14 protein-coding genes and 1 tRNA gene are annotated in these 12,764 nt (G+C 51.1%); 8 read left to right on the forward strand and 7 right to left on the reverse strand.

Annotation, left to right across the window (positions count from 1 at the left end; translation table 11 throughout):
- Positions 1-45: 45 nt before the first annotated feature.
- Positions 46-867 (forward strand): sulfite exporter TauE/SafE family protein, encoded by an 822-nt coding sequence (locus E7Z62_05720; protein ID MBE6522606.1) that lies wholly within the window; start codon positions 46-48, stop codon positions 865-867.
- Positions 864-1,121 (forward strand): DUF1634 domain-containing protein, encoded by a 258-nt coding sequence (locus E7Z62_05725; protein MBE6522607.1) that lies wholly within the window; start codon positions 864-866, stop codon positions 1,119-1,121. Before E7Z62_05720 ends, E7Z62_05725 begins: the two co-directional genes overlap by 4 nt.
- A 67-nt stretch (positions 1,122-1,188) precedes the next feature.
- Here E7Z62_05725 and E7Z62_05730 read toward each other — a convergent pair whose 3' ends face one another.
- The 5 genes from E7Z62_05730 to E7Z62_05750 form a co-directional block, all read right to left on the reverse strand.
- Positions 1,189-2,409 (reverse strand): hypothetical protein, encoded by a 1,221-nt coding sequence (locus tag E7Z62_05730; GenBank protein MBE6522608.1) that lies wholly within the window; start codon positions 2,407-2,409, stop codon positions 1,189-1,191.
- Between the two features lie 60 nt (positions 2,410-2,469).
- Positions 2,470-2,557, reverse strand: a tRNA-Leu gene (locus tag E7Z62_05735).
- Positions 2,558-2,670: 113 nt separating this feature from the next.
- Complete coding sequence (locus E7Z62_05740; GenBank protein MBE6522609.1) at positions 2,671-2,883, reverse strand: hypothetical protein; 213 nt, start codon at positions 2,881-2,883, stop codon at positions 2,671-2,673.
- A gap of 173 nt (positions 2,884-3,056) precedes the next feature.
- Positions 3,057-4,766, reverse strand: coding sequence for an ABC transporter ATP-binding protein (locus E7Z62_05745; protein MBE6522610.1), 1,710 nt, complete (start codon positions 4,764-4,766; stop codon positions 3,057-3,059).
- Positions 4,757-6,496: an ABC transporter ATP-binding protein gene (locus E7Z62_05750; protein MBE6522611.1), complete on the reverse strand. Its 1,740-nt coding sequence runs from the start codon at positions 6,494-6,496 to the stop codon at positions 4,757-4,759. Before E7Z62_05750 ends, E7Z62_05745 begins: the two co-directional genes overlap by 10 nt.
- Before the next feature lie 61 nt (positions 6,497-6,557).
- Here E7Z62_05750 and E7Z62_05755 point away from each other — a divergent pair, with 61 nt between their 5' ends.
- Positions 6,558-6,971: a hypothetical protein gene (locus E7Z62_05755; protein MBE6522612.1), complete on the forward strand. Its 414-nt coding sequence runs from the start codon at positions 6,558-6,560 to the stop codon at positions 6,969-6,971.
- 48 nt (positions 6,972-7,019) lie between these two features.
- Positions 7,020-8,381: a hypothetical protein gene (locus E7Z62_05760; GenBank protein ID MBE6522613.1), complete on the forward strand. Its 1,362-nt coding sequence runs from the start codon at positions 7,020-7,022 to the stop codon at positions 8,379-8,381.
- Here E7Z62_05760 and E7Z62_05765 read toward each other — a convergent pair.
- On the reverse strand, positions 8,375-8,749 hold the full coding sequence (locus E7Z62_05765; GenBank protein MBE6522614.1) for a hypothetical protein: 375 nt from the start codon (positions 8,747-8,749) through the stop codon (positions 8,375-8,377). The two genes, E7Z62_05760 and E7Z62_05765, sit on opposite strands and share 7 nt — an antisense overlap.
- Positions 8,746-10,341: a sugar kinase gene (locus E7Z62_05770; protein MBE6522615.1), complete on the reverse strand. Its 1,596-nt coding sequence runs from the start codon at positions 10,339-10,341 to the stop codon at positions 8,746-8,748. Before E7Z62_05770 ends, E7Z62_05765 begins: the two co-directional genes overlap by 4 nt.
- A 58-nt stretch (positions 10,342-10,399) precedes the next feature.
- On the opposite strand from E7Z62_05770, the gene E7Z62_05775 reads away from it, so the two are divergent.
- The 4 genes from E7Z62_05775 to E7Z62_05790 all read left to right on the forward strand — a co-directional run.
- Positions 10,400-11,059, forward strand: coding sequence for a fibrillarin-like rRNA/tRNA 2'-O-methyltransferase (locus E7Z62_05775; protein MBE6522616.1), 660 nt, complete (start codon positions 10,400-10,402; stop codon positions 11,057-11,059).
- Entirely contained in the window at positions 11,056-11,412 is a 357-nt protein-coding gene (locus E7Z62_05780; protein ID MBE6522617.1) for an NUDIX domain-containing protein, read from the forward strand. The genes E7Z62_05775 and E7Z62_05780 overlap by 4 nt, the downstream gene beginning before the upstream one ends.
- A gap of 133 nt (positions 11,413-11,545) precedes the next feature.
- Positions 11,546-12,001 carry a 30S ribosomal protein S15 gene (locus E7Z62_05785; GenBank protein MBE6522618.1) on the forward strand — a complete coding sequence of 152 codons (456 nt, stop codon included), beginning with the start codon at positions 11,546-11,548 and terminating at the stop codon, positions 11,999-12,001.
- 5 nt (positions 12,002-12,006) lie between these two features.
- Positions 12,007-12,764 (forward strand): DHH family phosphoesterase (locus E7Z62_05790; protein MBE6522619.1); only part of this gene is annotated, 758 nt, incomplete at its 3' end.

Genomic DNA, 12,764 nt, shown 5'->3' on the forward strand with positions numbered 1-12,764 from the left:
GCATCGGCCCGACATTTAATAAGATGTCCTACAGATACGGGCGGCATGGAACTCCTCATCCTACTGAGTCTGATAGCCCTTGGAGCGGGCGCCGGAATCATGGGTGCCCTATTCGGATTAGGGGGAGGAGTCATTTTCGTCCCTGTCCTGATGCTCTGTTTTGGAATGGCTCCGGCAGAGGCCGCTGCTGTGAGCTTGGTCGGAATCGTCGCAGGTTCCGTTGGGGCTTCAAGCGTCTTCGTTGAAAAGGGATTGGCAAACGTCCGTTTGGGCCTGCTCCTCGAGGTGACGACCACCATAGGAGCTATCGCTGGAGCGCTCATAGCAGGATTCCTCGAGGAATGGATCCTGAGCCTCGTATTCTGTGCCGTGATGATCTACAGCGCAATCAGAATGATCATGAGCCCGGAGAAGGTCATAGAACCCAACAGAAACGGCGGCAGAATGAGCTTCGAGTACAAGGACGAGGAAAACGGCGAGAACATCTCCTATGAGGTTCAGAATGTGAAGGAAGGCAGCATCGCGTGCGTGTTCGCGGGTATGCTCTCTTCCATGACCGGTGTAGGCGGAGGAGCGATCAAAGTTCCCGTCATGAACCTCATCATGCATGTCCCCATGAAGGCAGCAAGCTCTACCAGCAGCTACATGATTGGGATCACCGCATTCTCCGGAGCGATAACGTACTTCTTCAGCGGTCAGCTGGACCTCGCCTTCGCTGGCGCCGTATCTATTGGAGCATTCCTTGGGGCCATCTCGGGAACCTATCTGGCCAGAAAGCTCAGCACCAAGCATCTCAGAAAGTATTTCTCAGTCGTCCTGATCTTGATGGCGATCCTGGTGCTCCTCCGCGTGGGAGGGATACTGTGAACATGAACAAGTCCATCGCATGGACCCTTCGCATTGGAATCGTTCTAGGATTGATCCTCATCATCATCGGAGAGTTCCTGGAGGAAGGCAATCCGTTCCTCTACTACGGTCTGCTGGTGCTCATCGCATCCCCCATGTTCGCCGTCATAGCGGCACTGATAGGCCTGGTCAGAGAGAAGGACTGGTTCTGGGCACTAATCGCGCTCATAGTCCTGGCCATAGTCGTTTCCGGAGCGGTACTGGCGGCGCTGTGATAATCGATTCAGCCTAAATCGGAAATAAAATGAAGGGCGAGGCCTTCCGGCCCCACCCTAAAAGGTTTCACTCTGCCAGTTTGAAGATGTTCTTGAAGATCATGTAGGTGCCGTCGGCATTGTCCGCTGTTCCGACAAGAGTGATCTTCTTGAGGTCCTTGGATATCGTTCCGATGTAGTATCCCCAGAACGTTTCCCCACTGTTATCATAGACTGATTCCATATAGAAACTGTAACCAGATCCGTTGGGGAACAACATCGCACCCATGTAGGAATCTCCCTCGAGCGTATACAGGGTGACCTCCATGACATTGGTACTGGAATCAACGTGGTCGAACGATATGGCCACTTCGCCATCCATAGACCTCAGAACTTCTCCACCCTCCTCGACATATGCGTTGAAAGTTCCCTCGTAACGCTTGCCCAAAAGGTTGCTGGGAACCTTCACGGCTTTACTCTTGTCACCGTAACATACCTGCCAAAGCTCGATGTCGCCGTTGGTATTGTCATAGGATGCTGTATAGACGACCCCGTCCTCGATATGCACCATGTCGATAAGCCAAGTACCGTAATCGTAATCGGAGATCGCCATCCAGTCATTGGGTGATATCCTGACCGCGACGAAATCGAGATCGGTTTGGTCACCGTGAGAGTTATAGAACAAGATTCCAGGCTCGACCCTGTTGATTGTCAGGGAGCGGTTCTCGGAAAGATGGTCGACGATACCGTCCTTGGTGTATTGATTCGCAATGAAAGCCTCATACACACCGCCTTCATTGAGTCCATAGGATTCTTCCGCTAATGCATCCCTCGATTCCGCCTGGAGCCTGTCCTCAGAATCCTGACGCTCGAGAATCGTGCTGGCTACACCTGCTTCATCGGAAAGGAATGATGAGACTACTATCGCTTCCCCGATCTTGGTCAGTACCGATGTGCTCGTGAACTCGTCAACGCCTCCTGTCATCATTGTGTTGTTGTTGGCCACACAGATGTATTCTTTGTCATCCAGATGCATGGAGTATATTCCGTCTCCGATCGTCTCGAAGGTCGCGACCTTATCCGGCAGATCCTTCGGGCCATACTCCTCGTACACGATGTTGCCATCCCCATAGTATCCTTCAGCATACGCTATTAGATGCCAATCGCCATCCAAATCCATCTCTTGCTGTCCACCGTTGCCGTTGTAAACAACAAATGAAGCGAATAGCACCAGCACAACTGCCGCCACGGCCACCACAAAAGGCGATGCCTTGCGCAGTTTACCAGCGCCATCAATATGTCCTGTCATGAAACCCATGTTAGCTTTATTCGGTTAAATAATATGTTCGAGCAGATTGTAATCAAAAAGTGGTGCAAGGGAAGGGATTTGAACCCTCGAACTCCTACGAGAATAGGCCCTGAACCTATCTCCTTTGGCCAGGCTCGGATACCCTTGCACGTCAGGCCGAATCATGTGATTACGTCATTATATAAAAATTAAAGTGGGAAAGGCCCGCTCCGATGAGGGAGCGAAGGTTTTTCTTGTTTCAGGGAAGACTTTCTGAAGGCTTCAGGCCTTCATGATCTTCATCCAGCCACCAGACTCGTAGATTGCGAGCTTCCTCTCTTTGAGGATCTTCTCGAACTCTGCCCACTCGATGACATCGAGTCTGTTGTTCTTTCCCTTGGTGAACTGAATTCCAGATGTTCCCTTAACCTTTCCAGGTTTCAATCCCTTGTTCTTTGCAATTGTCTTTGCTTTTTCCAGGTCAATGCGTTCCATAACCAATAGAATGCCCCCGAGTTAGTATCCTAATCTACACTATATAAAGATTATTTGAAAAATCGGATGTCTGGCTCGATTTTTTTATCCCAAAATCCATCCAAATGGATGAAAATAGCCTTATTTCACGCCGTTAATAACAGCCCTAAGGGTGTGCCACACTCCGCTAAAAATCAACTGGCGTTAACATCCAATAAATGGTTCTTAACAGCACCGTCTTCGAAATGTACGACCTCGTCTGCCTGTTCTATCAATGCTTGATTATGACTAATAATAATGGTAGTACGGCCGCTCTTGCTAGCCAACAGCTTGTCCAGAATACCCTGTCCCCTCATTGGATCCAATCCTGCGACAGCTTCGTCAAGAATCAGAATCTTGGGATCGCCGATAAGCGCACGTGAAAGTGCCAGCAACCTACGTTGAGGCAATGGGATGTAGGTAGATTCCTCACCTATAACCGTATCATAACCGTCCGGCAGCTCGTTAACATAGCTATCAAGACCGGTCAGGCTCGCGACTTCCTTCAGATCCTCCTCTCCCAGGTAAGGACGGTTGTAGATTATGTTCTCTCTTATCGTACCACTGAACATCCACGGATTCTGAAGAACGGCCGTAAGATTGGTTCCCAGCTCTTTACGAGAGATCTTTGTTATGTCCCTACCATCGATGGTTATGGAGCCTGAATCGGGCCTATAGAAGCCCATCAAAAGATTGGCCAGTGTAGTCTTTCCTGAACCTGTCGGACCGGTGACTGCATAGACCTTTCCGGGAGTGAATTCTGCAGACACCCCCTTCAGCACTTTGCGCTCCCCGTTGTAAGAGAATGAGACGTCCTCGACCCTGATGATTCCGTTGGTGATCTTGAAAGCCTCGTCTGTACCCTCTCCCTCTTCCTCAGGCGCGTTGAGAACCTCCATTATCCTGTTCAGCGACACCGTCTCCTCGCGTATACTGTCGAAAAGCGTCACGGTCAGCAGTAACGGGGTACTCATAACCCTCACATAGATCATGAAGGTCAAGAACATCCCAACAGGCATGTCGTGGAAATAAAGCAAAACCGCACCGATTATGACCGTAAGCAGATAGCCTACATTCATCATCGTTGAAACCAAGGGATTCAGCATCCCTGAGCGGGTATGCGATTTGACATATGCGGATGTGAAGTCCCTGTTGGTCCTCTCGAACTGATCGACGACCTCGGACTCCAGCCCCTCTACCTTCATCGTCTTGTGCGTGGTGATGATATCGTTCATCTGAGAGTTGAGTTCGGCAACCTTTACGCTCATCTCAGAGAAATCCCTCTCGGACCTGGTCGTGATCCTCCACCCGATGAAGATAACCACGGGGACCATCAGCAGGAATATCAGGCCCAGGATCGGCGATGAAATCAGCATCATCAGCAGTATGGAGACGATCATCGTCAGATGGGATATGAATCCAGTATAGTCCGAAGATACCAATTTGGAGACTGCCGGGATGTCGTTGGTGAAACGAGATGACATATCCCCGGCCAGAGTCTTATCAATGTAAGTGACGGGGACGCGCATCAGTTTGCGATTGAGACTCTCCCTCATATGTCTGGTCATCGACAGCGCTATCAGGGACATCCTGCGCTTTGCTTCGTTGGAGGCCACATACCAGAGGACAACCATGAGCAGGATGACGGTACAGATATCCAAGAGGTGGTCTATGTTCAGTGACGCTTCTTCAGAGATGGAGGTTACCATCCAATCCAATAGGAAACCGCAGATGAAGGGGATCGTGTAAAGGACGGCGGTGGAGACCAAGGTCAGGATGGCGCAGTAACGCATCTCCTTGTACTTCGATTTGTCATAGGACTCCAGCATCTTGAGGGATTCCCATGCCGATCTGATCATGCCCATGTTCCGTTCCTCCCCTGTCCGGTTCTGTACATGTTATCATACAGAACCGATGATTCAAGCAATTCCGAGTGAGTTCCCTGTCCGACCACCTTGCCCTGCTGCATCAGGATAATGCTGTCCGAAACCTCACAGGTGGAAGTATCATGCATTATGAACACTACCGTCTTTCCGGCACACATCTCCGATATGGTGGACATGGCCAATCCCTTCGTCCTTTTGTCCAGTGAAAAGAAGCAATCGTCAAAGATGTAGAGGTCCGAATCCCTGAGGAGACCGCGGACCATAAGGATCAAAAGCCTTTGTCCCCCTGAGGTATGGGAGACATTGTCGTATAGCATTGAATCGAGTCCCCCCGGCATGTCTACGATGAATCTTCCCAATCCGATGCGTTCACATACCGAGAGTATCTCCTCGTCGGAATGATTCCCCTTCGGGTCCAGGTTATAACGGAGCGTCCCTCTGAAGATGTGCATGGAGTTATTGACGTAGGATATGTGCCCGCGCAGCAGTACCGGATCTGTACTGGATACATCCATCCCGCATACCGTCAGCCGTCCTGTATCGGGCATGGTGAAACCGAGGGCCATCTTGAAAAGTTCCGATGAATCGTTATCATTGGGGCCGACGATCGATACCGTCTTCCCCCTATCGATTTCAAGGTTGATTCCGTCGAATATGACCCTGCCATGCCTACTCTTCAGATTCACGTCCTTCGCCAAGAAGATTGTACCTGTGTCCTCGTCCACTTCCGGTTCTCCGTATGTCTTCTCCATCGACTGGGCGTTGATGACGACCTCTTTCAAATGACTGAAGCACTCGCGCATCCTCGGCACCCCCACGTATGCATACGGGACCAGGGCCAACGTAGCGATGATATAGGTCGCCACCTGCATGAAAATGATTATATCGGTAGCTATCAGCTTGTTACCTTCGTCGAGAGCGGATGCCACGAATGTGAACACAATGAATATCCACATGCATGCGGTGACAAGGCTAGACACATAGTAGCTGTTCAGCACGACCTTCCTATTCATTGCTCCGAATTGTGCGCTGTATTCCCCGAACTTTTCCACCTCGTAATCATACCCGTCGTAAGCACGAATGGTACGTGCGCCCGGGATCTTCTCCCTCAGGCTTGAATTCACATCGGACATAGTCTCCACTTGCTTCTTGTACAGCGGCTGGAGACGTCTGGTGAATACGTAAGTGAAAGAACCGACGAAGGCCAGTGTCGCGAACAATATGGTTCCCAAAATGGCATTGGTATCGAATGTGTATACAATGAGAATGCCCAAAAGGATCGGCATGGGCAGATAGGTCCTCAGGGTTTCGAAAACAAATCTCTGTATAGACGATACGTCATTGGTCAGGCATACCATGGCCTCGGACGGTACGATCCCCAGGGCGTTGATGTTGTTTGATTTGACTGCGACTTCCACCAGCCTTCCCCTGAGCTCCTCCGCGACTGACGTCGCCACCTTGGATGCCAGATTGGTGGTGACGAAGAGGATGAGGGATAATACCAGAGTACTTATTATGAGAAAACAGCCGAACAGTATGAGCTTGGAGAAATCTCCGTCGTAAATCCCCTTGTTTAGGATAGGTTTCAACAGAGTTATAGCGACAGCTTGAGCAATCACCCCTACGATCTGCAGTGCTGTGATGAAGATTATGACCTTCATATGCGGCCGCAGAAGGGCCCTGATCGTCCAGCCGTCGTCATTGGTCATCCATCATACTATGGCCTCATTTCTAAAAAGGTTTTTTTAACGTCACCAACTAAACATGACCATGGAGGAACATTACTCGTATCTTGCGAATTATGCGATGGGGATCATGCTCGTCATGTCCTTTCATCTTCTGTTCGAGGGTACCGTCGCACTGATGTTCCCCGAAATCTTCGATACCGGATACCTATCCCATCAGGCCTATCAGATCGTGTACGTCGGATTGGGTGCATTGGAATTCATAGTATTCGTGATGCTGGCCAACGAATCAGGAATCGGTTACAAACTCGCCATTCTCCTCATAATAGTGATACTGGTCCTTAACGTGTACAACATAGTCGATGACATACCGTACGGGTTCGACATGGCGCTTCAGGGAATCCTCGGCTCAATCACGATGGTGATACTTCTTATGCCGAGTGTCCGCCGTTATTACAACAACTGGTCCATAGGGGAACTCCCGGCCTTGAAGGAATGAGGTCCGACATCCGCAATCCATTTTTATCGGAAAGCAGGTAAAGGCGGTATGGAGCAGTCAGAAAAACTGTTGCTGAGGTCTTCCTCGTCAGAAGATACCACTCCTGAGATGGGTATCAGAATCGGACATGCGCTGGCCGTGGATCACAAGACGGTAGTAGTTGGCATGGACCTAATGAAGAGCAGCCCCATGATGAAGAACGCTTTGATCTCCGGACTCATATCGTCCGGAACGGACGTGATAGACCTTGGCTACGTATCCGAGCCCGTGGCCGCATACATGGCGAAAATGGGCGACTGCTGCGTTTATGTCACAGAGTTCCGCCAGCATGATCTGATGAGCGGATATCTCCTGATAGACAAGGATGGCAGCTTCTTCAACAGAGAGGAGATCAGGAATCTGCAGGCTGTCTCCGAAGAGAAGCATGAATTGCCCAACTACAAATCCATCGGTACCGTGAAGCACTACTACAACGCAATAAGGGAATACAACGAGGCACTGATGGCCAGCGTTCAGGGGGCCAACGGCGGAACCGTCGTCCTGAACTGCAACTGCGGAACTGCTACAGATTCCGCTCCTCAGATACTCAATGCAATAGGCACTGACATCATCTCGATCAATGCCCAGAAGGACAGGAACTTCTTCTCCAATTCCCTTTCGACCAAAGAGGCCGACGTCAAGCATATGAAGGCCCTGGTAGAAGCGAATCAAGGTTCCATAGGTATATCGATAAACCGTATCGGAACCCTTATGAGGGTGTTCGATGAGAACGGGAACCCACTCACAGACGAACAGGTCCTTGCGATACTGGTCCTTTATCTCAGACCCGAGAGACTGGTCGTTCCGATGAATTTATCATGGCTTATCAGCGACCTGTTCAAAGGAAAGATAAAGATCGATGTGGACACACCACACCCCGTACCGGATGCGGAGAAGATGAAATTCATCGTCTGCGTACCGAACTCGGGAGACGTCCACAAGGCCCAAGCTCAAAACCAGGCAGAACTCGGATACTACGACGGGGGATTCGTGTTCAGCAACATCAGCTACACGCCAGATGCGCTTCACGCTTCGATCATCCTTTCCCAATTCTCATCTACCAACAGCATGTCGGACATCATTTCGCAGTTCCCTGAATACCATTCGGAGAACAAAACATACAAGATAACCTGCAGCCAGGCAGACTTCGCGCGTATGATGGACCAATATGTTACGGAAGTCAGCCCCTTGGTCGCTCACGACAAGGGTTGCTGGAGGATCGACATGCCGGACGGGGGATTCTTCGTATCCTTGGACAGTGAATTAGAGGATACCGTCAACGTCACTGCCGAATCCAATGACAAGCTGTACCTTATCAGCCTCATCGAGATCATCGATGAACTGATGGAGAAGTGCGTCTCGGGTCAGTAAATTACCTTGATGTCGACGGGTTCTCCGCGGGAATCGTATGCCTTCCAGCTGTTACGGTCGTAAGGCTGGCAGGTGATGAAGTGAATCCCGCCGGTGTTGCTGAAGAAATCCTTATCTGCCTCGGACGGCTGATTTGAATAACCAGGATGCGAATGTGCCGATCCTGCTATGGAATAGTCTATGGGCTCCATCCACTGATTGATGAAGCTGTGCTCATCGCCGAACACCGTACCAGGAAGCATCACCATCTCGGAGATCACACCGTCGATCTCCCTGTGCATGCAGAGGAACTCATCGGGATAGGCCGATCTCGCGGATTCGTTGAAACCGTCGATGAAGCTCGCACTGACACCGATTATCTTGTTCATAAAGCGTTCACCAGTTTCTCACGGACACGTGAGAAGAAGTCCATGTTGAACCTTATGAATCTGGCCTTCTTCTTTGAGATCATGAAATCGACCTTGGAACCGCCTTCCATGGGGATCTCCTCCTGACCATCCAGCACTATGACGCATTCCTTGTCCAGAACGGATTCTACGGTTATCTTGCTGGTGGCAGGAACCACGAATGACCTCGAAGTGGACTTGTATGCTGCCATCGGAACGACCATCAGGGCATTCACATGCGGATCCATGTATGGTGCTCCCAGACTCATGGCGTAACAAGTGGAACCGGTCGGTGTGGAGATTATGACCCCGTCGGAACGCATCTCGCAGGCGAGGACGTCGTCGACATAGATCTTGTAATGACGGATCTTGGCCACCGACGACGTGTGTATTAGGGCCTCGTTCACCGAATCGTTCAGATACTCGCCGTTGTACCATGAGGCGAGCTTGAAACGGGTCTCGATAGTGTAATCCTCTCTCAGGAGCCTCTCGATACCGGCCTTGATGTTGTCGCGGTCGATCTCTGCCAGGAATCCGACGCTTCCGCCGTTTATCCCTATGACCATCGCATCGGTCTGCTGGAGCACCCTCAGTAGGGTACCGTCCCCTCCGACCACTATGACTATGTCCGCATCCATCTCCTTGATCGGGGTACCGGGCAGCCCCATGATATCGGCTATCTGGGAGTCCAGAACATAATCGTGGCCTTTGAGGGCATCGATGACCTGCTGGGTATAATCCACTGCTTTGGGGATCGAGGTATTGGCGTAGATACCGTACTTGTGATCTCTGACAGGGTCCTTTCCACGCATCAGGTAATCAAAGACCTCCTTGTACCCCACGGCCATCACGTTGCTCCTGTGCTCCAGATCGAACTTCATATCGAGTACGTTCCCTTCGAGGTCGTAGATCTCTCCGCCTGCCTCCCTCAGTATGAGGACGGCAGCAGCGATGTCCACTATCCTCTCGCAGTGGACGTAATTCTCCGAATACATACAGAACGCATCCGCCTGACCCTCGGCGATTATCACGGTCTCCAGAGACGAGCATCCCAACCAGCGGCTGGAGGATGCTTTCTTGGAGATGTTGTATGCCTCGGGGTGGGCGTACCTGCCCATGTAGTTCATCACGAAGAGATCCTTGAAATCGGGCTTGCGGACGTGAATCTGCCTTCCGTTCTTGAAGGCACCCTTCCCTTTCTCGGCCCAATATGTATCGCCAGTGACCAGGTTGCGAATGTAACCCAGCCTCATTCCTGCAAGTGAATCCTTTCCGACTCCGAGTGAGACCGTGTAGTAGGGTATCTCCGCCACTGCATTGCTGGACCCGTCTATTGGATCCAGGACCAAAGTCTCCTCTCCTCCCCTGTCGACGAATCCGATCTCCTCGCTCAGCACATTGAGCGGGACGGCGTTCCTCTCGAGATACATCAGCACAGCATTCTCCGCCACCTTGTCTAAACGCGAAGTGGGGGTTCCGTCCGCTCCGATACATATCTCCTCGCCGATGTTGGTATCGGGAATCTTGCGTATCTCCTGCTGCACGGCATCCGATATGGCCGAGAGGGTCTCTATCGTGATCATGCCGTGACGATTGACAGGATTTTATAAAGAATATACCATGGAAGTGTCAATGGAGCCATTGAACTTCACTTCGGACAGAGTCTTCATGGACAGAGGCCGCCTCTACACAATCTCCATGTGCCCCGGGAAGAGGATCTACGGCGAAAGGCTGTTCACACTGTCTGGTACCGAATACAGGGAATGGGATCCCAGGAGGAGCAAGCTGTCCGCCTACCTTACCGTTGGAGGCAGAAAGTTCCCGTTTGAGAAGGATTCCAAGGTGCTCTATCTTGGTGCATCCAGCGGTACGACGCCATCGCACATTGCGGACATCAGTTCTGAGGGAAAGGTCTACTGCGTGGAATTCGCACAGAGGATGTTTAGAGAACTGGTCGGTACATGTGAGACACGCCCCAACATGATGCCTATCCTCGAGGATGCTACCAAACCTGAGGAGTATTCGATGTTCACTGACGGAGTTGACATCGTCTATCAGGATGTTGCCCAGAAGATGCAGGCCAAGATCCTGTGCGACAATATGGATGCTTTCGATGCCAAGTACGGCATGGTTGCCGTGAAGGCCCGTTCCGAGGACGTCACCGCATCCCCTGAATCGATATTCAAAGAAGCGGAGAAGATCATCCGCGACAGGGGATACAGAATCATCGACGATGAGCCCTTAGACCCCTATGAGAAGGCCCACGCGATGATCGTGATCGAGAGGGAATGAACATGAGAACAGCGTATGCCATTGCTTTCGACGGTGACAGGTTTCTCATGGTCTGGCACAATAAACGCAATGGGTGGGAGATGCCGGGTGGCCATGTTGAAGAGGGGGAGACCTCTGAACAGGCTGCAACAAGGGAATTCATGGAAGAAGCAGGGTATGAGATCGAAGTTATCGCGACCCGTGACATCGGTTACTGCGACGTATGCGCAGCCAAACTAAGAAGGAAGGTCAAAGACGACTGCGAGATGAAATCCGAACTGTTCGATACCCTCCCTGAACAATTGTCATTCGACAGGGAGGAATACGAAGATACGGTCCCCTGGGCGAGACAACAGATTCAAAAACGTGCTTGAATCGAGAAATGATTTAGTATATCCGCCATATCCCTACTTTTGTAAGAAAAGGGCCCTCAAACACCCTTTATATACTTCTTCTATAATCGCATGCGTAGCCTCGCCGCCTAGATATGATTCGGAGGATCACACTATGGCAAGAATGCACACAAGAAGAAAGGGAAAATCCTGTTCAAATCACCCAATGGTTTCCGAGAATCCCGCATGGGTACCCCTCAACGCCACCGAAATCGAGGACCTCATCGTGAAACTCGCGAAAGACGGAATCATCTCCGCCCAGATCGGACTCATCCTCAGGGACCAGTACGGAGTACCTGATGTTAAGCTCGCAACCGGCAAGACGATCACCGAGATCATGGCTGAGAAAGGAGTTGCACCCGCTCTTCCCGAGGACCTTTCAAACCTCATGAGGCGCGCAATCTCACTGAACGTCCACCTCAAATCCAACAAGGGAGACATCTCCAACAGGAGAGGCCTGCTCTTGATTGAGGCCAAGATCAGGAGGCTGGAGCGCTACTACAAGAGGAACGGAGTCCTCCCCGCAGACTGGAAGTATTCTCTCAGCAACGCGGAACTCATGCTCAAGTGAGTTATATGGAGACTGAGGTCCCCTCAAAACTTCTTACAACTTTATCTCATGCCGCGGACATCGTCCGCGGACATGATTTCATTCAGATCTATTCCCATTACGATGCCGACGGCGTATCCGCTGCATCGATCATAGCCCAGACCCTACTCAGGGAGGGCAAGGAGTTCCGCGCCACGCTCTTCACGACGCTGAACGACTACAACATGGACATCATTAGGAGCACCAAGGCGGATTGCATCATCATAACCGATCTCGGTGCATCTTACATCGACCAGCTCGATGCCATGAAGAACGATATCGTCGTTCTGGACCATCACACCATCATCTCCGAGGCGAAGCGCATCTGTTACGCAAACCCTCACCTCTACGGGATCGACGGTATGACTTCAGGATGCGGTGCGACCATGGCCCTACTTTTCTCGGTCACCATGAACGAGAAGAACTGGGATCTGGTCCAGATTGCCTTCGCTGGTATCGCAGGAGACAGACAGCATATCAACGGCCTGTCAGGGCTTAACACATATCTTCTAGAACAGGGAACTAAGAGGGGCTACATCGAGCAGATGCCTGGCTCCCTCATACCTGCAGGAGACCTCATGACACAGCTCTATCTCACCACCGACCCCTACATCAGAGGGGTCAGCGGGAACGAGGAGGGAGTGTCCAAACTTCTGACCGATGCAGGGATCGACCATGGAAAATCTTACATGGATCTTTCAGAGGAAGAGAAGAGGAAACTCTCCTCACTGATAGCGATAAAGCT

The sequence above is a fragment of the Thermoplasmata archaeon genome (assembly GCA_015063285.1).
Lineage (GTDB): Archaea > Thermoplasmatota > Thermoplasmata > Methanomassiliicoccales > Methanomethylophilaceae > Methanoprimaticola.

Bases quoted from the DNA above. Each gene is read 5' to 3' on its own strand.
- E7Z62_05720 (MBE6522606.1), top strand. From the start codon at position 46: ATGGAACTCCTCATCCTACTGAGTCTGATAGCCCTTGGAGCGGGCGCC.
- E7Z62_05730 (MBE6522608.1), bottom strand. From the start codon at position 2,409: ATGACAGGACATATTGATGGCGCTGGTAAACTGCGCAAGGCATCGCCT.
- E7Z62_05740 (MBE6522609.1), bottom strand. From the start codon at position 2,883: ATGGAACGCATTGACCTGGAAAAAGCAAAGACAATTGCAAAGAACAAG.
- E7Z62_05745 (MBE6522610.1), bottom strand. From the start codon at position 4,766: ATGGGCATGATCAGATCGGCATGGGAATCCCTCAAGATGCTGGAGTCC.
- E7Z62_05750 (MBE6522611.1), bottom strand. From the start codon at position 6,496: ATGACCAATGACGACGGCTGGACGATCAGGGCCCTTCTGCGGCCGCAT.
- E7Z62_05755 (MBE6522612.1), top strand. From the start codon at position 6,558: ATGGAGGAACATTACTCGTATCTTGCGAATTATGCGATGGGGATCATG.
- E7Z62_05760 (MBE6522613.1), top strand. From the start codon at position 7,020: ATGGAGCAGTCAGAAAAACTGTTGCTGAGGTCTTCCTCGTCAGAAGAT.
- E7Z62_05765 (MBE6522614.1), bottom strand. From the start codon at position 8,749: ATGAACAAGATAATCGGTGTCAGTGCGAGCTTCATCGACGGTTTCAAC.
- E7Z62_05775 (MBE6522616.1), top strand. From the start codon at position 10,400: ATGGAGCCATTGAACTTCACTTCGGACAGAGTCTTCATGGACAGAGGC.
- E7Z62_05780 (MBE6522617.1), top strand. From the start codon at position 11,056: ATGAACATGAGAACAGCGTATGCCATTGCTTTCGACGGTGACAGGTTT.
- E7Z62_05785 (MBE6522618.1), top strand. From the start codon at position 11,546: ATGGCAAGAATGCACACAAGAAGAAAGGGAAAATCCTGTTCAAATCAC.